Origin of the sequence: Bradyrhizobium diazoefficiens, assembly GCF_016616885.1 — a bacterium.
Lineage (GTDB): Bacteria > Pseudomonadota > Alphaproteobacteria > Rhizobiales > Xanthobacteraceae > Bradyrhizobium > Bradyrhizobium diazoefficiens_F.
Map to the genome: position 1 here is coordinate 838,914 of NZ_CP067102.1, position 22,772 is coordinate 861,685.

The 22,772-nt window shown below is 64.8% G+C and carries 20 protein-coding genes; 12 read left to right on the forward strand and 8 right to left on the reverse strand.

Annotated elements, in window-relative coordinates:
* Window positions 1-7 precede the first annotated feature (7 nt).
* The 5 genes from JJC00_RS03900 (at window position 8) to JJC00_RS03920 (ending at window position 5,296) form a co-directional block, all read left to right on the forward strand.
* Entirely contained in the window at window positions 8-652 is a 645-nt protein-coding gene (locus JJC00_RS03900; protein WP_148770108.1) for a response regulator transcription factor, read from the forward strand.
* A 529-nt stretch (window positions 653-1,181) separates the two neighbouring features.
* Complete coding sequence (thrC, locus tag JJC00_RS03905) at window positions 1,182-2,600, forward strand: threonine synthase (RefSeq protein ID WP_200471438.1); 1,419 nt, start codon at window positions 1,182-1,184, stop codon at window positions 2,598-2,600.
* Window positions 2,597-3,886 carry a M16 family metallopeptidase gene (locus tag JJC00_RS03910; RefSeq protein ID WP_200471439.1) on the forward strand — a complete coding sequence of 430 codons (1,290 nt, stop codon included), beginning with the start codon at window positions 2,597-2,599 and terminating at the stop codon, window positions 3,884-3,886. The genes thrC and JJC00_RS03910 overlap by 4 nt, the downstream gene beginning before the upstream one ends.
* Window positions 3,887-3,924: 38 nt before the next feature.
* Window positions 3,925-4,512, forward strand: coding sequence for a GNAT family N-acetyltransferase (locus JJC00_RS03915; protein ID WP_200471440.1), 588 nt, complete (start codon window positions 3,925-3,927; stop codon window positions 4,510-4,512).
* Window positions 4,513-4,642: 130 nt separating this feature from the next.
* Complete coding sequence (locus JJC00_RS03920; RefSeq protein WP_200471441.1) at window positions 4,643-5,296, forward strand: hypothetical protein; 654 nt, start codon at window positions 4,643-4,645, stop codon at window positions 5,294-5,296.
* A 94-nt stretch (window positions 5,297-5,390) separates the two neighbouring features.
* Here the strand turns inward: JJC00_RS03920 and JJC00_RS03925 are convergent, their stop codons facing one another.
* The 5 genes from JJC00_RS03925 to JJC00_RS03945 form a co-directional block, all read right to left on the reverse strand.
* Window positions 5,391-5,876, reverse strand: coding sequence for an ATP F0F1 synthase subunit B (locus JJC00_RS03925; RefSeq protein ID WP_200471442.1), 486 nt, complete (start codon window positions 5,874-5,876; stop codon window positions 5,391-5,393).
* 5 nt (window positions 5,877-5,881) lie between these two features.
* Window positions 5,882-6,445: a F0F1 ATP synthase subunit B' gene (locus JJC00_RS03930; protein WP_200471443.1), complete on the reverse strand. Its 564-nt coding sequence runs from the start codon at window positions 6,443-6,445 to the stop codon at window positions 5,882-5,884.
* Window positions 6,446-6,505: 60 nt separating this feature from the next.
* Entirely contained in the window at window positions 6,506-6,736 is a 231-nt protein-coding gene (locus JJC00_RS03935) for a F0F1 ATP synthase subunit C (RefSeq protein ID WP_007599451.1), read from the reverse strand.
* Window positions 6,737-6,789: 53 nt separating this feature from the next.
* Window positions 6,790-7,539 carry a F0F1 ATP synthase subunit A gene (locus JJC00_RS03940; RefSeq protein ID WP_027533045.1) on the reverse strand — a complete coding sequence of 250 codons (750 nt, stop codon included), beginning with the start codon at window positions 7,537-7,539 and terminating at the stop codon, window positions 6,790-6,792.
* A 114-nt stretch (window positions 7,540-7,653) separates the two neighbouring features.
* Complete coding sequence (locus JJC00_RS03945; protein ID WP_200471444.1) at window positions 7,654-8,025, reverse strand: AtpZ/AtpI family protein; 372 nt, start codon at window positions 8,023-8,025, stop codon at window positions 7,654-7,656.
* A gap of 386 nt (window positions 8,026-8,411) precedes the next feature.
* Between JJC00_RS03945 and JJC00_RS03950 the strand changes: the two genes are divergently transcribed.
* Entirely contained in the window at window positions 8,412-8,930 is a 519-nt protein-coding gene (locus JJC00_RS03950) for a hypothetical protein (protein ID WP_200471445.1), read from the forward strand.
* Window positions 8,931-9,080: 150 nt separating this feature from the next.
* A complete protein-coding gene (locus tag JJC00_RS03955) occupies window positions 9,081-9,554 on the forward strand; it encodes a secondary thiamine-phosphate synthase enzyme YjbQ (RefSeq protein WP_200471446.1) in 474 nt (157 codons plus the stop codon).
* Window positions 9,555-9,609: 55 nt separating this feature from the next.
* Here JJC00_RS03955 and JJC00_RS03960 read toward each other — a convergent pair whose 3' ends face one another.
* A complete protein-coding gene (locus tag JJC00_RS03960; protein ID WP_200471447.1) occupies window positions 9,610-11,235 on the reverse strand; it encodes an MFS transporter in 1,626 nt (541 codons plus the stop codon).
* A 345-nt stretch (window positions 11,236-11,580) separates the two neighbouring features.
* Between JJC00_RS03960 and JJC00_RS03965 the strand changes: the two genes are divergently transcribed.
* Entirely contained in the window at window positions 11,581-12,252 is a 672-nt protein-coding gene (locus JJC00_RS03965; RefSeq protein WP_200471448.1) for a response regulator, read from the forward strand.
* 276 nt (window positions 12,253-12,528) lie between these two features.
* The gene (locus JJC00_RS03970) at window positions 12,529-12,906 is read left to right on the forward strand and encodes a VOC family protein (protein ID WP_200471449.1); all 378 of its coding nucleotides are present in this window, start codon (window positions 12,529-12,531) and stop codon (window positions 12,904-12,906) included.
* Window positions 12,907-14,059: 1,153 nt separating this feature from the next.
* Here JJC00_RS03970 and JJC00_RS03975 read toward each other — a convergent pair.
* A complete protein-coding gene (locus tag JJC00_RS03975) occupies window positions 14,060-16,897 on the reverse strand; it encodes an ATP-binding protein (RefSeq protein WP_200471450.1) in 2,838 nt (945 codons plus the stop codon).
* Between the two features lie 196 nt (window positions 16,898-17,093).
* Here JJC00_RS03975 and JJC00_RS03980 point away from each other — a divergent pair, with 196 nt between their 5' ends.
* From JJC00_RS03980 to JJC00_RS03990, 3 genes are all read left to right on the forward strand, one after another.
* Window positions 17,094-17,513 carry an organic hydroperoxide resistance protein gene (locus tag JJC00_RS03980; protein ID WP_200471451.1) on the forward strand — a complete coding sequence of 140 codons (420 nt, stop codon included), beginning with the start codon at window positions 17,094-17,096 and terminating at the stop codon, window positions 17,511-17,513.
* A 34-nt stretch (window positions 17,514-17,547) separates the two neighbouring features.
* Window positions 17,548-18,579, forward strand: coding sequence for an alpha/beta fold hydrolase (locus JJC00_RS03985; protein WP_200471452.1), 1,032 nt, complete (start codon window positions 17,548-17,550; stop codon window positions 18,577-18,579).
* Between the two features lie 73 nt (window positions 18,580-18,652).
* Complete coding sequence (locus JJC00_RS03990) at window positions 18,653-19,210, forward strand: cytochrome P460 family protein (RefSeq protein ID WP_200471453.1); 558 nt, start codon at window positions 18,653-18,655, stop codon at window positions 19,208-19,210.
* A gap of 39 nt (window positions 19,211-19,249) precedes the next feature.
* On the opposite strand, the gene JJC00_RS03995 is transcribed toward JJC00_RS03990, so the two are convergent.
* Entirely contained in the window at window positions 19,250-22,759 is a 3,510-nt protein-coding gene (locus tag JJC00_RS03995) for a PAS domain-containing hybrid sensor histidine kinase/response regulator (RefSeq protein ID WP_200471454.1), read from the reverse strand.
* Window positions 22,760-22,772: the final 13 nt, after the last annotated feature.

The following is a 22,772-nucleotide window of genomic DNA, read 5'->3' on the forward strand; positions in this document are numbered from 1 at the left end:
GCGCGCGATGCAAGATACCGCCAAGCCGGCGACCAGGGTCCTGATCGTCGACGACCATCCTGTGGTGCTGTCAGGATGTCGCACCCTTTTTGCGTCGGACCACTCGATCCGGATTGATGAGGCGACCGACGCGAAATCAGGCCATCGCGCCTATGTCAGCAAGCGGCCCGACGTGACCGTGATCGACATCAGCCTGCCCGATGTCTCCGGCTTCGAGCTGATGCGCCGGATCCGCAAGGACGACCCGGACGCCAAGATCATCATGTTTAGCATGAACGATGATCCAGCCTTTGTGGTGCGCGCCGTGGAGCTCGGGGCGCAGGGTTATGTCTCCAAAGGCGACGACCCCCGGATCCTGCTCAAGGCCGTGCGCAAAGTGGTCGCGGGCGACAACTTCATTTCGCCGCAGCTCGCGGAGGCCGTGACGTTCTCCGGCGCGGCGATCAAGGCCAACCCGGCCTCGCAGATGACGCCGCGGGAGCTCGAGATTCTCCGCCTGCTCGGGCGCGGCAACAAGATTGTCGAGGTCGCCGAGGCGCTCGGCATCTCCTACAAGACCGTCGCCAACACCACGTCCCTGCTCAAGCAGAAGCTCGGGGCCAAGAACCACTCCGACCTGATCCGGATCGCGGTGGAAATCGGGATGAACTGACACCCCCAGGGACCGAACCGGCTGCACCAGGATGCAGCCGGCTCGGCCGACGGATCGGGACCGCCGCGCGTCCGGGCAATGCGTGGACGACGGCTGACACCATCCGCCGACACAATGGACCGATCAGGCGTTCGTTCCTTATCCGGCGCATCGCGTCGGGAAAAAGTGGCAGCAGGATCTGGCTCCGCGCAGTCCGCTCGCCGGCTTCGCCGGGGCGTATCGGGAAAAACAGGAACATTCGGCGTTGCGCGCCGTTTTTCTCCTTGACGATCTCGTGACAGGTGACGATAGCTCGAACGAACGTTTTTTGGGGCAGGCGTCCCAACGCGGAAAACCGGGTCTGCACACATCAACGACAGACCTTCCAAGAGAAGGGCTGCGGCATCGCCGCAGCCCTTTTTCGTTGGGCATGGTGCGGCCCTTCAAAACGCTCTATGGTGCCGCAAAGCCTCTGGCTGTGAACTAGGAACATCGTGAAATCAAAGGCTTAAGGCCCGGATTCAAATCGGGCCGGCCTTTGGAGGGCAGTTTGACTCGTTATATCTCGACCCGGGGCGAGGCCCCTGAGCTTGGCTTCTGCGACGTGATGCTGACCGGGCTTGCCCGCGACGGCGGGCTGTATGTGCCGGTGACCTGGCCGCAGCTCTCGGTCGAGACCATCGCGGGTTTCTTTGGCCGGCCCTATTGGGAGGTCGCGGTCGACGTCATCCATCCGTTCGTCGGCGGCGAGATTTCGGACGCCGAGCTCGGCCGCATGGCGAACGAGGCCTACGCCACCTTCCGTCATCCGGCGGTGGTGCCGCTGCGCCAGCTGTCGCCGCATCAATTCGTGCTGGAGCTGTTCCACGGTCCGACGCTCGCCTTCAAGGACGTGGCGATGCAGCTGATCTCGCGGCTGATGGACCATGTGCTCGCCAAGCGCGGCCAGCGCACCACCATCGTGGTCGCGACCTCCGGCGACACCGGCGGTGCCGCGGTCGAGGCCTTCGCGGGTCTGGAGAATGTCGATCTCATCGTGCTGTTCCCGCACAAGCGCATCTCCGAGGTGCAGCAGCGCATGATGACGACGACGGGCGCCGCCAACGTCCACGCGCTCGCCATCGAGGGCAATTTCGACGACTGCCAGGCGCTCGTGAAAGGGATGTTCAACAACCATCGCTTCCGCGATGCCACCTCGTTGTCCGGCGTCAATTCCATCAACTGGGCCCGCATCGTTGCGCAGGTGGTCTATTATTTCACCTCCGCAGTCGCCGCCGGCGCGCCGGCGCGCGCGGTGGATTTCATCGTGCCGACCGGAAATTTCGGCGATATTTTTGCAGGCTATGTCGCCAAGCGCATGGGGCTTCCCGTGCGGACCCTGCGCATCGCCGCCAACGTCAACGACATCCTCGCCCGCACGCTCAAGACCGGCATCTACGAGGTGCGCGAGGTGCACGCCACCGCCTCGCCATCGATGGACATCCAGATCTCCTCGAATTTCGAGCGGTTGCTGTTCGAAGCCGGCAAGCGCGATGCGGCCGGCGTGCGCCGGCTGATGGATTCGCTGAAACAGTCGGGCCGCTTCGTCCTGCCCGACGCCACGCTGGCTGCGATCCGCGAAGAATTCGACGCCGGCCGCGCCGACGAGACCGAAACTGCGGCTGCGATCCGCGCTGCCTGGCGCGAGGCCGGCGAGCTCGTCGATCCCCACACCGCCGTCGCGCTCGCGGTCGCCGATCGCGACACCACCGATACGACCGTGCCCAACATCGTGCTCTCGACCGCGCATCCCGCCAAATTCCCTGATGCCGTGGATGCGGCCTGCGGCCAGCGGCCGCAACTGCCGGCTTGGCTCGACGGTCTGATGACCAAATCCGAACATATGAAGGTCATGAAGAACGATCAGGCCGAGGTCGAGCGGTTCGTGCTGTCGGTCAGCCGTGCCGCAAAACAGGGAGTTGCCGGATGAGCGTCGAGATATCCAAGCTTGCCTCCGGCCTGACCGTCGTCACCGACAACATGCCTCACCTCGAGACCGCCGCGCTCGGCGTCTGGGCCGGCGTCGGCGGCCGCGACGAGAAGCCGAACGAGCATGGCATCTCGCATCTGCTCGAGCACATGGCGTTCAAGGGCACGACCGGGCGCTCCTCGCGCGAGATCGTCGAGGAGATCGAGGCGGTCGGCGGCGATCTCAATGCCGGCACCTCGACCGAGACCACGTCCTATTATGCCCGGGTGATGAAGGCCGACGTGCCGCTGGCGCTCGACGTGCTCGCCGACATCCTGGCCAATCCCGCCTTCGAGCCCGACGAGCTCGAGCGCGAGAAGAACGTCATCGTGCAGGAGATCGGCGCGGCCCAGGACACGCCCGACGACGTCGTGTTCGAGCATCTCAACGAGCTCTGCTATCCCGACCAGCCGATGGGCCGTTCGCTGCTCGGCACCGCCAAGACCTTGCGCGCGTTCAACCGCGATTCATTGCGCGGCTATCTGTCGACACATTATCGCGGGCCCGACATGGTGGTGGCGGCGGCCGGCGCCGTCGATCACAAGCAGGTCGTCGCCGAGGCCGAGAAGCGCTTTGCAAGCTTTGAGGCGACGCCGGGGCCGAAGCCGCAGGCAGCGATGTTCGGCAAGGGCGGCGCCAAGGTGGTGCATCGCGAGCTCGAGCAGGCGCATCTGACGCTGGCGCTGGAGGGCGTGCCGCAGACGGACCTGTCGCTGTTCTCGCTCCAGGTCTTCACCAACATCCTCGGCGGCGGAATGTCGTCGCGGCTGTTCCAGGAGGTGCGCGAAAAGCGCGGCCTCTGCTACTCAATCTATACCTTTCATGCCCCCTATACCGACACCGGTTTCTTCGGCCTCTATACCGGCACCGATCCCGCCGACGCGCCGGAGATGATGGAGGTCGTGGTCGACATCATGAATGATTCGGTCGAGACCCTGACCGAGGCGGAGATCGCCCGCGCCAAGGCGCAGATGAAGGCGGGCCTCCTGATGGCGTTGGAAAGCTGCTCGTCGCGTGCCGAGCAGCTCGCCCGGCACGTGCTGGCCTATGGCCGGCCGCAGACGGCGCAGGAGCTGGTGGCCCGGATCGACGCCGTCAGCGTCGAATCAACCCGCGATGCAGCGCGTGCACTGCTTTCGCGCAGCCGCCCTGCGGTCGTTGCATTGGGCAGCGGCAGGGGTCTGGACACGGCGGTGTCTTTTGCGGAAGGATTGACCAAGGCGCGCGCCAAGGCCCGGCTGCATTAGGAGCCGCGCAGGGGCGCCCCGCTTCGGGAAGCATCACCATGGCCCTGTTTCGCCTGCCATCCAGTGGACCTGCTGCTCTCGCCCCCCGCGGCAACGGCCTGTTGCTGCGCGCGCCGCAGATGTCGGATTTCCTGCAATGGGCGCACTTACGCGAGACCAGCCGCGATTACCTGACGCCGTGGGAGCCGATCTGGCCATCGGACGATTTGTCCCGGTCTGGCTTCCGCCGCCGCCTGCGCCGCTATTCCGAGGATATCGCCGCCGACCGCTCCTATCCCTTTCTGATCTTCCGCGAGCTCGACGGCGCTATGGTTGGCGGCATCACGCTCGCCAATGTCCGGCGCGGCATCGTCCAGGCCGGCACCATCGGCTATTGGGTCGGCCAGCCCCACGCCCATCGCGGCTACATGACCGCGGCGCTGCGGGTACTGCTACCGACGCTGTTCGGCGAGCTCAACCTGCACCGGGTCGAGGCCGCCTGCATCCCCACCAATGCGCCGTCGATCCGGGTGCTGGAGAAGTGCGGCTTCTCGCGCGAGGGACTGGCGCGCCGCTATCTCTGCATCAACGGGATCTGGCAGGACCATCTGCTGTTCGGCCTGCTGCACGAGGATTTCCGCGGCTGAGCCGGGTGATCTCGCGCACAGAGCTCAGCATTTTTCCTGCCTTGTTTTCTCGCCTTGGGATCGCCGATTTTGGCGATATAACCCGCAGGCCAACCGGCGATCGGCCGGGATTTGTCATGGAGTACGGGCGTTGATGAACGAGCTTCGATCATTGCGGAATGCGCTGCGGCGGGGTCCGGTGATCGCGCTGGCGCTGACGGTGTCATTTGCTTCCGTGTCACCGGTCGCGGCGCAGTCGCTGACTGACCGTTTCAAGAGCCTGTTCGGCGGCAAGTCCGACGAGCCCACCCAGCCCAAGCCGGCGCCCGCGCCGGGCCAGCCGGCGGCCGATGACGACATCGATTGCCCGCAGGTCACGGTGCGCGCCGGAGCCTCCACCTACGGGGTCGGGGCGACAGGCAAGCCGGCCGTCGGCAACGACGTGCGCTTCCAGGCCTCGATCACCAAGATGGCGCGCGAATGCGTCCGCAACGGCGGCGAGATCACCGCGCGCATCGGCATCCAGGGCCGCGTCATCGCAGGCCCTGCCGGCGCGCCCAACACGGTCGAGGTCCCCCTGCGCGTCGCCGTGGTGCAGGGCGGCGTCGGCGAGAAGGTGATCGCCTCGAAGGCCTACCGGACCACGGTCGAGATGTCCGAAGGCGGCAGCGTGCCCTTTACCTTCGTCGCCGAGGACCTGTCCTATCCGGTGCCGTCAGCCGCAGTCGCCGACTCCTACATCTTCTATGTCGGCTTCGACCCGCAGGCGCTGTCGCCCGAGCCGAAGGCGCGGAAGAAGAAGTAAGGCGCCGCAGTTTCAATCGTGGTTGCACTACCGACCCCAAACAAAAAAGCCGGCGCTCATCGCGCCGGCTTTTTGATTGGTGAGGCGTCTGCCCTCAGTTCAGCTTCTGGCGAACCTCGGTGATGCCCTTGGCGAGCAGATCGTCGGCGACCTGGCCCTTGACCGACTGCGACAGGATCGTGGAGGCGGCCTGGACGGCAGCTTCCGCGGCTGCGGCGCGGACATCGGCCAGCGCCTGGGCCTCGGCGAGCGCGATCTTGCTCTCCGCGGTCTTGGTGCGGCGGGCGACGAAGTCTTCCATCTTCGCCTTGGCCTCGGTCGCGATGCGCTCGGCTTCGGACTTGGCGTTGGCGATGATGTCGGCGGCCTCGCGTTCGGCCGTGGCACTGCGCGCCTTGTAGTCGGCGAGCACCTTGGCGGCTTCCTGCTTGAGGCGCGTCGCGTCGTCGAGCTCGGCCTTGATGCGGTCGGCGCGATGGTCGAGCGCAGCCATCGCCTTGTTGAAGACCCCGAGATAGCCGAACACGACCATCAGAATCACGAAGGCGACGGCGACCCAAGTTTCAGGATCGAAGAACATATCGACTAACCCTTCAAGGACGCGTCAACGGCGGCATTGACCGCTGCGCCGTCCGGAACGACGCCGGTGAGCCGCTGCACGATGGTGCCTGCCGCATCGGCTGCGATACCGCGGACGTTGGTCATGGCGGTCGCACGGGTCGAGGCGATGGTCTTTTCCGCCTCGGCGAGCTTGGCCGCCAGCTGCTCTTCCAGCGCCTTGCGCTCGGCTTCCGCCTGCGCATTCGCCTTGTCGCGGGATTCGTTGCCGATCGCCTGCGCCCGCGAACGTGCCGAAGCGAGCTCGCCTTCATAGGCCTTCAGCGCCGCGTCGGACTGGTCCTTCAGCTTCTGCGCCTCGGCGAGGTCACCCTCGATCTTGTTCTGACGCGCTTCGATCGCACCGCCGACCTTCGGCAGAGCGAGCTTGGACACGATCACGTAAAGAACGACGAAGAAGATCGCGAGCGACACCAGCTGTGAAGCGAAGGTGCTGCTCTCGAACGGCGGAAAGCCGCCACCGTGACCACCTTCGGTCTCGGTATGGGCGCCCGCCGCGGGACCTTTTGCGCCGCCATGACTCTCAGCCATGGAGATCTCCTGTTGCTGTCATGCGCGCCGCTTCGGTTGAAGCGGCGCGAAACGTCGTCCTCAGAGCGGAACGAACAGCAGCAGCAGCGCGATCAGCAGCGAGAAAATGCCGAGCGCTTCGGTCACGGCGAAGCCGAAGATCAGGTTGCCGAACTGGCCCTGAGCAGCCGACGGGTTGCGGACGGCTGCGGCGAGGTAGTTGCCGAAGATCACGCCCACGCCGACGCCCGCGCCGCCCATGCCGATGCATGCGATGCCCGCGCCGATAAGTTTTGCTGCTGCCGGATCCATTTTAGACTCCTTGGAGGAAAGATTGGGTTTTGGGTGGAAATTCCCCGGACCGGTTAGTGTCCCGGATGAATGGCGTCGTTGAGGTAGATGCAGGTCAGGATCGCAAACACATAGGCTTGCAGGAACGCGACCAGAATCTCGAGAGCGTACAGCGCGATCGTGAGCGCCAGCGGCAGCACGCCGCCGACCCAGCCGAGGGCGCCGAGCGAGAAGCCGAGCATGGCGACGAAGCCCGCGAACACCTTCAGCGCGATGTGGCCGGCCAGCATGTTGGCGAACAGACGGACGCTGTGGGAGACCGGCCGCAGGAAGAACGACAGGATCTCGATGAACATCACCAGCGGCAGGATGTAGCCGGGGACGCCGTGGGGCACGAAGATCGAGAAGAATTTCAGGCCGTTCTTGGCGACGCCGTAGATCAGCACGGTGAAGAAGACCAGGAGCGCAAGCGCTGCCGTCACGATCAGGTGGCTCGAGATCGTGAACGTGTAAGGAATGATGCCGACCAGGTTCGAAACGCACAGGAACATGAACAGCGAGAAGATCAGCGGGAAGAACTTCATGCCTTCCGAGCCGGCCGTCGAACGAATGGTCGAGGCGACGAATTCGTAGGAGATCTCGGCGACCGACTGGAGGCGCCCGGGAACCAGCTGCGTGCCGCTGGCAAGCATCAGGATCGAGATGATCGCAACCGCCACCAGCATGTAGAGCGATGAATTGGTGAAGGCGATCGTGTGATTGCCGATATGGCCGATCGTGAAGAGAGGCTCGATGTTGAACTGGTGGATCGGATCGATTTTCATCGGCGCGGCATCTCTTGGTCTGCCGGGCGATGCCGGCTGGTCTCGGTCTGCCGGCCGGGCCGGCCCGCACCGGCGAAGCCGGCGCGAAAATTCCTGTCATCGTGTCGGATCAGCCTACGAACCACCGCGCCTTTGACCCGCGCCCGCCGTTCTCACCACATTCACCACGCCGGCCACGAAGCCCAGCAGCAGGAACACGATAAATCCGAAAGGCGACGTCGACAGCAAGCGGTCGAAACCCCAGCCAATCCCCGCTCCGACAACGACCCCGGCGACCAACTCGGAGGATAATCGGAAACCAAGCGCCATCGCCGAGGCTCTGGCCGCTCTGTCTTCTCCGTCACCTGCGGGTTGCTCGGTCTTGACGTGGCGGCCGCGAAGTTCGGACAACCGCTGATCAAGTTTTCCGAGCCGTTCGGAAAGCGCAGCTTCCTCGGGCGATCTATCGCGATCTCCATTCTCGCCGTGTCCCGTGTCCTGAGCCATGCCACGAAGACCCGAAACGCTGCGGTTGAATGGAAACTACGCCCGCCACCCTCAAAAGCCGCGCGGACCATACTGACCGCACATAATCAAGTCAAGCCAAGTCACGATCGCGTCGTGTTCGGTTATGCGTTTGATTTAATTGATGATATCGCCTTGTACGCCAGCGCTGCACACAGCGTGACGCCGCACCGCAGCAGCTCTCCGCGCGATCTGCAGATATGGCCGACATTTCGCCGCGGCTCCCGGGATCAAACAGGCCGCCGCCATCGTTGATTTTGCAGATGCGGTTTTTGGCGGCGGATTCGTGCGAGCAAGCGGTGCGCCGTCGTCCGCCCGGGTGTAGAATTGCGGGATGTGCCAGCTTTCGCGGCGTGGCGGAGAGCGCGATGAGACCGGCGAAATCATTCACGACATCATGGTGTGCTGCGGCGATCGTTGCGGTGACGACGGTCAGCGGCACGTTGGTTGCCGCGCAATCCGCGCCCGACGGCGACAACGGCCGCTACAGCATGACGCCGATCCCCGAGGGCGTGCTGCGGCTCGATACCCGCACCGGCACGGTCTCGACCTGCACCAGGAATGGCGCCGGCTGGGCCTGCTACGCCGTGCCCGACGAGCGCTCCGCGCTCGACGCCGAGATCGGCCGGCTCCGGGCCGAGGTCGAGACGCTGAAGGGGCAGGTCGCCGCCGGTCCGCCCGTCTCCGGCAAGATCGACGAGGCGCTGCCGAAATCCGATTCCCTGAAGAAGGGCGAGCCAAAGGCCGCCGAAGGCGACCGCAAGCTCGAGATCCCGCTGCCCAGCGACCAGGACCTGGACCGCGTGATGTCCTTCCTGGAAAAGGCGTGGCGCCGGCTGATCGACATGGCCAATCGCGTGCAAAAGGACGTGTCGGGGAGGATTTGAGGACCCGTTCGCCTTATCCACGCGTTGAGCTGCCGTAGGGTGGGCAAAGCGAAGCGTGCCCACCAATTCACGCATCGGGACCGAGATGGTGGGCACGTCGCTTCGTTCCTTTGCCCACCCTACGGCGGCTTCGGAGTTGAGAGAGTTTTCATGACATCGGCCAAATCCGTCACGCGCTCGGCGCCATCGTCCGTGCAAGCCACCACGATCGTATCGTCGCTGCTGACCGTGCAGACATCAGGTCGTGGCTTCACCGATCTCACCAGCGAAGCCGCCAAGTTTATCAACGAGGCCCACGCGGGCGACGGCGCGTTGACGCTGTTCGTCCGCCACACCTCGGCCTCGCTGACGATCCAGGAAAACGCCGATCCCTCCGTCCTCGTCGATCTCACCACGGCGCTGTCACGGCTCGCGCCGGAAAATGTGCCGTGGACGCATGATACCGAAGGACCCGACGACATGCCGGCGCACGTCAAGACCATGCTGACGCAGACGTCGCTGCACGTGCCGGTGCTCAACGGCAAGCTCGCGCTCGGCACCTGGCAGGCGATCTATCTGGTCGAGCACCGTGAGCGTCCGCACCGGCGCGAGATCGTGCTGCAATTCATCGGCGCGACGTCATAAACAAAACGGCCGCGGGAATCCGCGGCCGTTCGTGATGACGGATCGTTGCTTCCGATCAGGTCGACTTGATGTCGACGTCCTTGGTCTCGGGCAGGAACAGGAAGCCGACCACGGCGGTGATCACCGCGAAGATGATCGGATACCAGAGACCGGCATAGATATCGCCGGTCGATGCCACGATCGCGAATGCGGTCGCCGGCAGCAGGCCACCGAACCAGCCGTTGCCGATGTGATAGGGCAGCGACATCGAGGTGTAGCGGATCTTGGTCGGGAACAGTTCGACCAGCATCGCCGCGATCGGCCCGTAGACCATGGTGACGAAGATCACCAGGATGAACAGCAGGCCGATGATCGCCGCGACTTGTGGGCGGAAGATGTCGAACGGATTCGACATCTTCACAATCCCGGTGTCACCCGCCTTCGGATAGCCGGCCGCCTGCACCGCGGCGAGTAACGCCGGGTTGCTGTCCTTGGCGGTGGCGTAGGCCACCTCCTTGCCGTTGACGACGACCTTGACGCCCGAGCCGGCCGGGCCGCTGGCGGTCGAGTACTTGACCGACGACTGCGACAGGAACGCGCGTGCGGTGTCGCAAGGCGAGGTGAAGACGCGGGTGCCGACCGGGTTGAACAGATCGCCGCAGCCTGCGGGATCGGCCACCACCTCGACCTTGGTCTGCTCGATCGCCTTCTCCAGCGCCGGATTGGCGTTGCTGGTGATCATCTTGAAGATCGGGAAGAAGGTCAGCGCCGCGATCAGGCAGCCGCCGAGGATGATCGGCTTGCGGCCGATCCTGTCGGACAGGATGCCGAACACGATGAAGAAGCCGGTTCCAAACAACAGTGACCAGGCGATCAGCAGGTTGGCGGTGTAGCCGTCGACCTTCAGGATCGATTGCAGGAAGAACAGCGCGTAGAACTGGCCGGTGTACCAGACCACGCCCTGGCCCATGGTGCCGCCGAGCAGGGCCAGCAGCACCAGCTTGCCGTTCTGCCAGTTGGCGAAGGCTTCCGTCAGGGGCGCCTTGGAGCTCTTTCCCTCGTCCTTCATCTTCTGGAAGATCGGCGATTCATTGAGGCGCAGCCGGATCCAGACCGAGACGCCGAGCAGGAGCACCGAGACCAGGAACGGGATACGCCAGCCCCATGCCGCGAAGTCAGCTTCGCCGGTCGCGGTGCGGGTGAACAGGATCACCAGCAGCGACAGGAACAGGCCCAGCGTCGCCGTGGTCTGGATGAAGGACGTGTAGTAGCCGCGCTTGCCGTTGGGCGCATGCTCGGCGACGTAGGTCGCCGCACCGCCATACTCACCGCCGAGCGCAAGGCCCTGCGCGAGACGCAGCGCGATCAGGATGACGGGCGCGGCGAAGCCGATCGTCGCGGCACTCGGCAGCAAGCCGACGATGAAGGTCGAAAGACCCATAATCAGGATGGTGACGAGGAAGGTGTATTTTCGGCCCACGATGTCGCCGATGCGGCCGAACACGATGGCGCCGAACGGACGCACCAGGAAGCCCGCCGCGAATGCCAGCAACGCGAAGATGTCGCGCGTGGCCGGCGGATAAGCTGAGAAGAACTGCGCGCCGATGATCGAGGCAAGCGATCCGTAGAGATAGAAGTCGTACCATTCGAAGACGGTACCGAGCGAGGAGGCCAGAATGACGAAACGTTCGTCCTTCGTCATACCTCCTGCGCGTGTCTGAGAGACAGCCATTGTCGACATGTTGCGTTCGCTCCCCGAATTTCGTTTCCTCACGTCCCGGCTGTCCGGCCCTGCCGGATCAACCCAGGTCTTGCCCCCAAGGTAACATCGGCGTGAAACCTGCCCCAATACGACTTTCGGCCTTTCGCACTGACGCGCAACTGACGGTGTGGATCTATAGTGCCGCGGCGCAGCAGACGGCTTGTGGATTAACCCCTTTTCCGCAAAGGAATAATGTGCCCTTGCATGCCACGGCCGGTCGGGGAAGAATTGACCATTGCGCCGGTCCGGACTACTGGCCCTGACGTGAATGACAGCAAGAGATCGATGAGCGCTCCTCCCCCCCATCTCGTCATTGCCGATGACCATCCGCTGTTCCGCGATGCGCTGCGGCAGGCGGTGGCCGGCGTCCTGAGCACGGCGAAAATCGACGAGGCCGGGTCGTTCGAGGATCTGACGAAACTCCTGGAGCAGACCTCCGACGTCGACCTGGTCCTGCTCGACCTCTCGATGCCCGGCATCTCCGGCTTCTCCGGCCTGATTTATTTGCGCGCGCAATACCCGGCGATCCCGGTGGTGATCGTCTCGGCCTCCGACGACAATGCCACGATCCGCCGCTCGCTCGATTTCGGCGCCTCCGGCTTCATCCCCAAGCGATTCGGTGTCGAGACGCTGCGCGACGCCATCCTCAAGGTCATGGAGGGCGACGTCTGGGTTCCCGCCGACACCGACCTGTCGGCCGCCGCCGATCCCGACATGACGCGGCTGCGCGACCGTCTGGTGACGCTGACGCCGCAGCAGGTGCGGGTGCTGATGATGCTGTCGGAGGGATTGCTGAACAAGCAGATCGCCTACGAGCTCGGCGTCTCCGAGGCGACCATCAAGGCGCATGTCTCGGCCATCCTGCAAAAGCTCGGCGTCGAGAGCCGGACCCAGGCGGTGATCGCGGCCGCGAAGATCGCCGGCGGCCAATGGAAGCAAGGCACGCCGACGGGGTGAGACGGCTTGCTCTAGAAGTCGCAGATGTCCGGCCTTGAGGGCTGAGCGGAATGATTTCGCTCGTAAAGAGCACTGCCGGTTTTGACCCAGAGCTGACCTGGCGCTTATTGCCGCGCTCGCCTGCGCGATTAGATAGAGCTTGGGCGAAGGGCAAGATTTTGACGCCCGCTGTCGGGCTTGCGAGGTCTCGTTCGTCCTCTGGGTGGGCGCTGCCGAGTTGGCTCCGGGTCGATTTCGCCGGCGGCGCTGGTCAAGCCCAATGACACGGAGGACGCCATGACTCACGGAATCTTCGTCTGGAATGAGCTCTATACGCGGGATGTCGAGGCGGCCAAGGGGTTCTATGCCGCGACTGTCGGCTGGACGTTCGAGGGCATGCCGATGCCGGACCGGGACCGCACCTACTGGATCGCCAAGGCGGAGGGCAAGCCGGTGGCCGGCATCCTCGACATGCGCGGAATCGTTCCCGATGGCGATCCGCCGCACTGGCTGAGCTATCTCGAAGTCGACGATGTCGACCGGCGCGTTGCCGAGATCGAGAGAAATGGCGGCAGGATCGTCCGGCAGCCGTTCGACGTCCCCGATTTCGGGCGCATTGCCAACGGGGCGGACGCGACCGGTGCGTTCATGGCCTGGGTGACCACGAAGCGCTGACCGGCCGCATCGGACTCCGGAGCCGCCCGTCAAGGCTTCGGCCCCTTGGCCCTGACGTCTGCAAGACGAATTTTGCAACCTGCTCGATCGGCGCGACGCTCTTGGCGGCGCGGCGCCTTTCGAGCGACGACAGCACATGGCTCGATATCTGCGTTCATCGCTCGTGGCGGGCAATCACACTCGAAGCTGCTAATTGAGGGCCTTCGGAAAGCGAGACTGCCCGAGTGAGCCCGGCGCGCCTTGTGCCCGACGAACTGATCGAACACGCCGCAATTTGTTGCGATGCATGAGTCCGGTTTTGGCCCATTCCGGAAGTTCAACGATGTCGCCTTTTGCGCCGCTGTTGGTTGACAAGCTGACATCGAGAAATTCGCGTTCTTCAAAACAACTGCTTTTATGAGTTCGGGCCCCGGGCCACCCCAAGCTCTTGTGTTGCACCTTGGGCAAAACAGCAGCGGCTGGGTCAATCAACCCGCATAAAAATATTCCACTTTACCGAAATTCGGTTTTGTCGTATGTATCGCCCATCCTGATCCGGCGAAAAGGGGCGGTCGTACGTCGTCACGAGCCGCGGATCGGGCTGCGGTGGACGCGAGCGGCGCCGTCGCGGATGTGAGTGGCAGGGTGGGGCAGTGGATTGAGCCGAGCCCCGTGAGCGACTTGCAAGCCGCGTTGTACGAACGGCGCTCAATGCCTGTGACGCCCTTGGGCGGAGCAGGGCATGTCCGGCGAAGCCTTTTGGCGAAGCCGGAAGCCTGCGTACGGCAAAACCGTGTGGTCCTGGCCGTCGTCGCTACGGTCAAGCTCTTTGCGAATGCGGCATTGGCGCCAACCGGCGCGGTGTCGGCGAATTTCGCGAGGCGAGGGAGGCCAGAAGGAATTCGGCTCCCGGGAGAGCACGGCATAAGCCGTCCAACCATTGCGCAGGGAAGGCCGTGTGTTCGGCTACACCTGTATGCCGCTGTGCAGTTCTTTTTGCGCTACATGCGCACAGCGGACCGTGGGTGCCAGCCGGCACCCGGCCTTCCCCGCGCCCTTTCTGTTGAGGGCGTGATGAGGAGAGCAAAACTCGGGCGGAATAAGCCGCGAGAGTGAGAACGCGTGTCTGCGGTTGAAATATCCATGGAGGATGGCGATGTCGCCGAGCCCCACTCTATCCCCGCCGCCTTTCGAGGCCTTCCAACAACTCATTGGCCGCCTCGATATACTCCGTCTCGGAGCCATCGGCAAAACTCTCGAGCGCCGATTGGAGCAATTGCTTCGCTTCCCCGCGGTCGGCAACGAGTCTTGCCAGATCGATCGCGGTGCGCAATTCCCAGGCTTTCGCCCCCGTGCGGCGGCCCAGCTCCAGCGATTGCAAAAGACTGGCCTCCGCATGCTCGATGTTCGGCTCGGGAAGCGACAACAGCACCTTGCCCTTCATCCGCAGCAGCTCGGGCATGTACAGACGATCGCCACTTTGCTCGACGAGACGGATCGCATCGTCGATCAACTGCGCGCTTCGCTCGACCTGTCCAAGCGCCAGATGCCCCTGAACCAGCGCGATGTTGAACGTGGTGGTGAGCAGCTCGTAGCCGGAATCGTGGAGCTCCTGCAGGCAGCGCTCGATCGTCGCGACGCCGCTCGCCGCGTCCCCGCGCCGGATCGCGAGCTCGCCTTTGACGCCTCGGCCGACGGCGAGATAAGGCCCCATCGAGCGTGACTCGGCGTGAGCGATGAAGCGGTCGATGTTCGCTTCCGCGGCATCGAGGTCGCCGCTCCAGAGATCGATCGAGACCGCCCAGATCAGGGCGATGCACAGCGTGATCGGATGATCCATCTGCGCGGCCTCACCGACCGTCTGCTGCGCCAGCTGCCGCGCCTGCTCGGGGCGGCCCTGCAACCACAGTTCGCGCGCCAGCGAGATGCCGGCCCGATTGCGATGGTCGAAGCCATAGACCGTGCTGATCCGCTCCGTGCCGGGACCACGCCAGGCGGCCTCCAGCATCTTCAGCGCATCGCGATGCTCGCCACCGAGGTGCAGCGAGACGCCGAGCAGGGACTGCGCGAGTGCGAGCGAGGCAGGATCGCCAAGTGCTTCGGCGACGATGAGGCTCTGTTGCGCGTAACCAAGCGCGGCCTCGAACTGACCGATCCGCTCATGGAAGATGTGCATGCGGCCGAACAATTGGAGCTGGTTCGGCGCATCGCCGAGCGCTCCCGCGATGGCAAGGGCCCGGGTCAGGGCGCTGCGCGCGGCTTCGCTGCCGCCGCGCGTGAACATCAAGGTCAATCCGAGCGCGGCCTGGAGGTGCATCTCGTCGGTGCTGCCGCGCGAGGCGGGATCGATCGCCAGCAGCGCCCGCTCGGACCACCGCCGGCATTCGGTCAGCAGCGACATCGCCAGGAAGATAGGGGCTGCCGCAGCGGCGAGCGCAATGCCGATGCCGACATTGCCGCTTGGGCCAAAGCTCCAGTCGAGCGCGGCGCGCACGTTGTGAAGCGCCGAGAAATGGATCGCGCGCTCGTCGGCGCTCGGTAGCGTCGCCCATTTGGTGCCCGCCTGCCCGAGCCAGCGCCGGTAATAGGTGGCATGGCAGGCGGCGAGGGCCGATCCGTCGTCCTCGATCCCAAGCAGATAGGCGCGCGTGGTGTCGAGCAGACGGTAGCGCATCATTGCGCCGATCGGGCGCGGTACGACCATCGATTTGGCGACGAGGCTGTCGATGGCCTCGAACAGAAGCGAGCGGTCGACCTGCTGGTCGGGCACGACCTCGAGCGCGGCGTCGATGGTGAAATGACCGGCGAAAACCGCAAGCCTGCGCAGCACGAGGCGTTCAAGCTCGGACAGCAGCCCGTAGCTCCAGTCCAGCGTCGCCTGCAGCGTCTTCTGCCGCGGCGGTGCGGTCCGCTGCCCCTGCCAGAGCAGATTGAGACGCTCGTCGAGCAGCGTTGCCGTCTGCTCCAGGCCGTAGGCTTCGACCCGCGCGGCGGCGAGCTCGATCGCGAGCGCCATGCCGTTGAGCTTGCGGCAGATTCTGGCGGCGATGGCGGCATTGGAATCGTCGAGCGCGATCCGGGCGCCTCCAGCGGTTGCGCGTTCGAGGAAGAGCTCGAGGGCCGGATAGGTCCGGGCAACGGCGGCCGTCAGCCCGGACCCATCGGGCGGAACGGCAAGCGGGGCCAGCCGATAGACCTGCTCGCCCTCGACGCGCAGCGCCTCGCGGCTCGTCGCCAGGATGTGGACCTGCGGCGCGGCCTGAAAGATCTCGGCGGCGAGCGGCGCTGCCGCCGCGATCACATGTTCGCAATTGTCCAGAACCAGCAGCATGCGCTTGTCTTGCAGATGCGCGAGCAAGGCGGGCATCGGATCGTCGGCCTGGGCCGGCAGTCCGAGCATCAACAGAAGCGAGGTGATCACGAGATCGGGATCGCTGAGGGCGGCAAGATCAACAAAGTGCGCAGCATCGTCGAATGTCGCGAGCAGATCGTGCGCGATGGCGACCGCAACGGCCGTCTTGCCGACGCCGCCCGGCCCCACGATCGTGACGAAGCGGGATGTGACGAGCTTGTCCGACACATTGGCGATCGTGTCGGCACGTCCGACCATCCGCTGCAATCGGTTGGGCAGCTTGACGGGCGGCAATTCCACCTGGGGCGCGAGACGGCGCTCTGTTCGGATACCGATCTGCGAGATCGGCGCCACGAAGCAATAGCCACGGCCCGACAGCGTGGTGATGTAGCGGGCGCCGTCCTTGCCGTCGCCGAGCGCTTTTCGTAGCGCTGCGATATGGAAGCGCAGATTGGTCTCTTCGACGCGCATGCCGGGCCAGACCAGGCCCATCAAATCCCATTTGCTGATGACTTCGTTCGGTCGCGACATCAGCGCGATCAGCGTATCGAAGCTCTTGGCGCCCATCGGCAGCGCGACGCCGTCGCGCGTCACCAATCTTTCATGCGGCGTCACGGTGAATGGTCCGAACGAGAGTGTTGTTGCTGCAGGCTCGGTCATCACGAAATCTTGCTCATTTGCAGAACCGGATAACCAGCGCGCGGCGATCCGGCAAGTCCGCCCTTGCAGCGGCATCAAGCCGCGTTTGCAGGCCTCGTAACACGGTTCCCGGCGGGCCTCACAACTTCTCACAACACTAAACGGGTGCCCTGAGTAGCACGCTGATATTCAGTTGCGTAACGGCAAGGAGACTCTCATGAGCCATACGGAAGAATTGCTCTACACGGCGCGGACCCACACCACCGGTGGGCGCCAGGACGGCATGTCCCGCAGTTCTGACGGCCGCCTCGACGTGCGACTGTCGCCACCGGGCGGCGCGGGCATCGGCACCAATCCCGAGCAATTGTTCGCGGCTGGCTGGTCCGCCTGCTTCGAAGGCGCGATGGAAATCGCAGCCCGCAAGCGGAAAATCGTGCTTCCAAGCAAAAGCGCGATCGACGCAGAAATCGATCTTGTCCTCGATGCGGGAGCCTACGCGCTCAGAGCGCGCCTCGGTGTCAGCCTGCCCGGCCTCGATCGCGACGTCGCGCGCGATCTCATCGATGAGGCGCACCAGACCTGCCCCTATTCCAGGGCCGTTCGCGGCAACATCGACGTCACCATCGATCTGATCTGACAACTTCGACAACCATCAACAAGGTACCAAGATCATGAAACAGATTCTCGACCAGCATCGCCGCCAATTTCTCGGTGTCGCAGCCGGGACCGTCGCCGTCGGGCTCGGCGTGACCGGCCTCGTGCGCGGCGAAACAGAGACGCCGCGATCGTCCGCAACCAATGCGTCGTTCGGCACGATCAAGCAGATCGATGCCGGTGTGCTGAATGTCGGCTACGCCGAAGTCGGCCCCGCGACCGGCCCGGTGGCAATCCTCCTCCACGGCTGGCCCTACGACATCCATAGCTTCGTCGACGTCGCGCCGATCCTGGCGCAGGCCGGCTACCGCGTCATCATCCCCTATTTGCGCGGCTATGGCTCGACGCACTTCCTCTCCAGCGAAACGCTGCGCAACGGTGAGCCGGCCGCGCTGGCGACCGATATCATCGCGCTGATGGATGCGCTCGACATCAAGAAGGCCGTGATTGCCGGCTTCGACTGGGGCGCGCGCACCGCCGATATCATCGCGGCGCTGTGGCCGGAGCGCTGCCGCGCCCTGGTGTCGGTCAGCGGCTATCTGATCTCCAGCCAGGCTGCCGGCAACGCGCCGCTGCCGCCGGCGGCCGAGCTGCAATGGTGGTACCAGTTCTATTTCGCGACCGAGCGCGGCCGCGCCGGCTACGAGAAGTACACGCATGATTTCGCAAAGCTGATCTGGAAGCTGGCCTCGCCGCAGTGGAAGTTCGACGACGCCACTTTCGATCGCAGTGCCAAGGCCTTCGAGAACAAGGATCATGTCGCGATCACGATCCACAATTATCGCTGGCGGCTCGGCCTCGCAAAGGGCGAGGCGAAATACGAGGAGATCGAGAAGAAGCTCGCGGCAACGCCGGTCATCGACGTGCCGACCATCACGATGGAAGGCGACGCCAACGGCGCGCCGCATCCCGATCCCAGCGCCTACGCCAAGAGATTCTCCGGCCGCTACGACTATCGTCTGATCACCGGCGGCATCGGTCACAATTTGCCGCAGGAGGCGCCGCAAGCCTTTGCCAAGGCCGTCATCGAGGCCGAGGGCGGCGCCTGAGCGCTCGTTCAAGACCTCGGTCCGGCGCATGCGGACCGAGGGCTACGCCGCGATCCCCGCTTGATGAAACGTCATGACGCCCATCGAATCCCAAAAGCAAAAATCCTCCACTATCGCGGTCATCACGCTGGCCGTGCTCCTGCTCGTCGTCCTACTGACGTGCGTGCCCTATCTGATCTCGATCGCGCTTGCGGAAGGTCCTGCGACGGCAGCAACGGCCTCGCCGATCTTCGGCGTCACGATTCCCGCAGGCTACAAGCAGTGGGAGCTGATCGCGCCGGCCGAGGAGGCGGCGCCCCTGAACGAGCTGCGCGCGGTCATCGGCAACCAGGCCGCAATCGATGCCTATCAGGACGGCAAGCTGCCATTCCCTGACGGCACCATTCTGGTGAAGCGCGCCTGGAAGCGTACGCAGTCTCCCGACTTCGCATCGGCGACCATTCCGGGCGCTGCCACCACAGTCCAGGTCATGGTCAAGGATTCCAAGAAATATGCGGCCACCGGCGGCTGGGGCTTTGGCCGTTTCGTCAACGGCAAGCCGGTGGACGAGGCGCAGCACCGCACCTGCTTTGCCTGCCATGAGGCCCGTGCCAAGGCCCACGACTACGTCTTCACGCGGCTTGCGCCCTGAGCTCCGAAGACCGACCCGGCCTTCGCCAGCAAGGCCGCTTCACTCCGCGGCCACCATCTGCTGCGTCCGCCATTGCCCGAGCAAGGCGCGCAATGACGCCGGCTTCACCGGCTTGTTCAGCACCGCGATCTTCTCGTCGCGGGCCGCCATCTGCACGGCGGGGCTGCGATCTGCGGTAATCAGGATCGCGGGAATGGTGTCGCCGAAGCGGCGGCGGATCTCGCGGATGGCGGCGATGCCGTTGCCGCGGTCGAGGTGATAGTCGACGAGCAGGCCGGTGACGCGTCGACCGGCGGCTTCGATCGCTGATATCGCGCCTTCGGGATCGGCGACCGCGATCACCTCGGCGCCCCAGGCCTTCAACAGCGTGCGCATGCCGTCGAGGATTGCGGCGTCGTTCTCGATGCAGACGATCAGCGCGCCGGAAATCGGCGCACGCGCGAGTGGCGTTGCACTCGTCACCGCCGCGGTGAGCGTCACGGCCTTCGCCGTCGGAACCGTCACGGAGAACAGCGAGCCGCCGCCGGCGTTGGCGTCGATGGCGATGCCGTGGTTGAGCACGCGCGCCAGCCGCTCGACGATCGAGAGTCCGAGCCCCAGGCCGCGCGCGATCCGCGCGCCCTGCTCGAGGCGGTGGAATTCCTTGAAGATCTCGCTGCGTTTGACCGTGGGGATGCCGACACCGGTGTCGTAGACGCAGATCTTGAGCGCGGCGCCGCGGCGGCGGCAACCGACCAGCACGCGTCCGCGCGGAGTGTATTTGATTGCGTTCGAGATCAGGTTCTGCAACAGCCGCCGCAGCAGCAGCCGGTCCGACTCGACCGGCAGCGAGCAGGGCACGAAGGTGAGGTCGAGACCCTTGGCGCGTGCGATCGGTGCAAACTCGATCTCCAGCGAACGCATCAGATCGGCCATCTTGAAGCTCGAGATCGAAGTCGTCATCGCGCCGGCATCGAGCCTGGAGATGTCGAGCAGCGCGCCGAGGATTTCCTCGATGGCTTGCAGCGATTCGTCGATGTTCTCGACCAGCCGCGTCTCCTCGCCATTGTGCTGGCGCTCGACCAGGCTCGTAACGTAGAGCCGCGCCGCGTTGAGCGGCTGCAGAATGTCGTGGCTGGCGGCTGCGAGGAAGCGCGTCTTGGAAATGCTGGCGTCCTCTGCGCTGCTCTTGGCCAGGGCCAGCTCGGAGTTCAGCCGGGTCAGCTCCTCGGTACGATCGCGCACGCGCTTCTCCAGCGTCGCATTGGCGCGCTCCAACGCTTCCGCCGCCTCGAAGGTCGGCGTGACGTCGGTGAAGGTGATGACGAAGCCGCCGCCGGGCATGCGGTTGGTGAGCACCTCGATCACCATGTGCCGTTCCGGCAGGCGTTCGAGATAGGGCTCGCTGTCGGTGGTGTAGGCCACGAGGCGCTGCTCGATCATCGCCTCGCGGTCAGCCTCACCGGCTGGATCGCTGACGCCCATGAACTCCAAGATCTCGCGGAGCGGCGTGCCGAACTGGATGAAATGCGGCGGCACGTTGAGCAGATCGCCGAACTGCCGATTGGAGCAGATCAGCTGCAAATCGGCGTCGAACACCGCGATGCCCTGGCGCACATGGTTGAGCGCGGTCTGAAGGATCTCGCGGTTGAAATGCAGTGCTGCATGAGAATCGTCGAGCAGCTTCAGCGCGGCCCTCGCGGAAACCGTACGCTTGCGCAGCAGCAGCGACATCACGAGGCGTGAGGACGCAGCCCCGATCGACGAGGCGATCAGGTGCTCGGCGTGCTGCAGCAGCTCGAAATCGGCGGGAGCTCCGGACTCCAGCCGCATGTTGCGCCGCGCCGAGAAGGCTTCGAACGAATGCCGGGCGCGATCGGGCCCGAGATATTGTGCGACCGTGGTCTGGATGTCCTGCACCGTGATGGTGGTGCGCCAGCGGCGGAAATTCGGGGCAATGGGCGCGAGCGTGTTGGGCACAAACAGATCGGCCTGCACCAGCTCGATCGACGAGGGCCGCCGCGCCAGCGACAGCAGCACGTAAGTGAGGATGTTGAGCGAGAGCGACCAGACCACGCCGTGCATCAGCGGCGGCAGGTCGGCACCGAACAGTGCCTGCGGCCGCAGCGCCTCGATGCCGAACGGGCCGTGCTGGAGCAGCAGGATCCCCGTGGTCGAGGAATCCATGAAGCTCGGGATGAACAGCGTATAGAGCCATACGGCGAAGCCGACCATCATGCCGCCGATGGCGCCGCGCGCGGTGGCGCGCCGCCACAACAGGCCGCCGAAGAAGGCGGGCGCGAGCTGCGCGATGGCAGCAAAGGACAACAGGCCGATCGCCGCGAGCTGGGTGTTGCCGAGCGCACGGTAGTAGAAATAGGCCATCACCATGATGGCGAAGATCGCAAGCCGCCGCGAGCGCAGCAGGAAATCGCCGAAATCGGTGGCGCCGGCGCGGCCGTCCGGGCACCGTTGCAGCACCAGCGGCATCACGAGGTCGTTCGAGACCATGATGGAGAGTGCGACGCATTCGACGATCACCATCGCGGTGGCCGCCGACAGGCCGCCGACGAAGACGACGACACTCAGAAGTCCCGCACCGCCCTCCATTGGCAGAGCCAGCACGTACATATCGGGGTCGACCGCGCCGAACGGGAAAATGACGAGGCCGGCGAGCGCGATCGGGATCACGAACACGTTGATGGCGACGAGATAGAGCGGGAACAGCCAGCGCGCGCGGCTGACCTCGGCATCCGAGGAATTCTCCACCACGCTGACATGAAACTGGCGCGGCAGCAGCATGATCGCGCACAGCGACAGCAGCGTCATCGTGAGAAAGTTGCCGATCGACGGCGAATAATCGATGGCGCGCACCGCCTCCGGCGTCTTCATCGCGCGCTCGATCAATTCATGCGGCGAGAACATCCAGAAGGTGACGAAGATGCCGGCAGTGAGGAACGCGACCAGCTTGACGATGGATTCGGTCGCGACCGCCAGCATCAGGCCGTGCTGATGCTCGGTGGCGTCGGTCTGTCGCGTGCCGAACAGCACCGCGAAGGCGGCCATCGCCAGCGTCACCATCAGCGCCATGTCGCCGAGGATCGGGATGTGGGAGAACGCCTGGTCCTCGCTCAGGATGACCTCGAGCGAGGAGGCGACCGCCTTCAGCTGCAGGGCGATGTAGGGCACCGAGCCGATGATCGCGATCAGCGCCACGGTTGCCGCCACCGCCTGGCTCTTGCCGTAGCGCGCGCCGATGAAGTCGGCGATCGAGGTGATGTTGTGCGCTTTCGCGAGCTGGATCACGCGGCGGAGCACGCCTGCGCCAAGGCCGATCATCAGGATCGGGCCGACATAGATCGCGAGGAAGTCGGTCGAGGTGCGGGTGGCAAAGCCGACCGAGCCGAAGAAGGTCCAGGACGTGCAGTAGATTGCCAGCGACAGCGGGTAGATCAGCCCGGACGCGCGGCCGCGCCCGGCCGGCGAGCGGCGGTCGCCATGGCTCGCCACCAGGAACAGGAAGCCGATATAGCCGAAGGCGGCAGCGATCACGCCCCAGTCGTGCAGCATGGCGAGCGTGCTT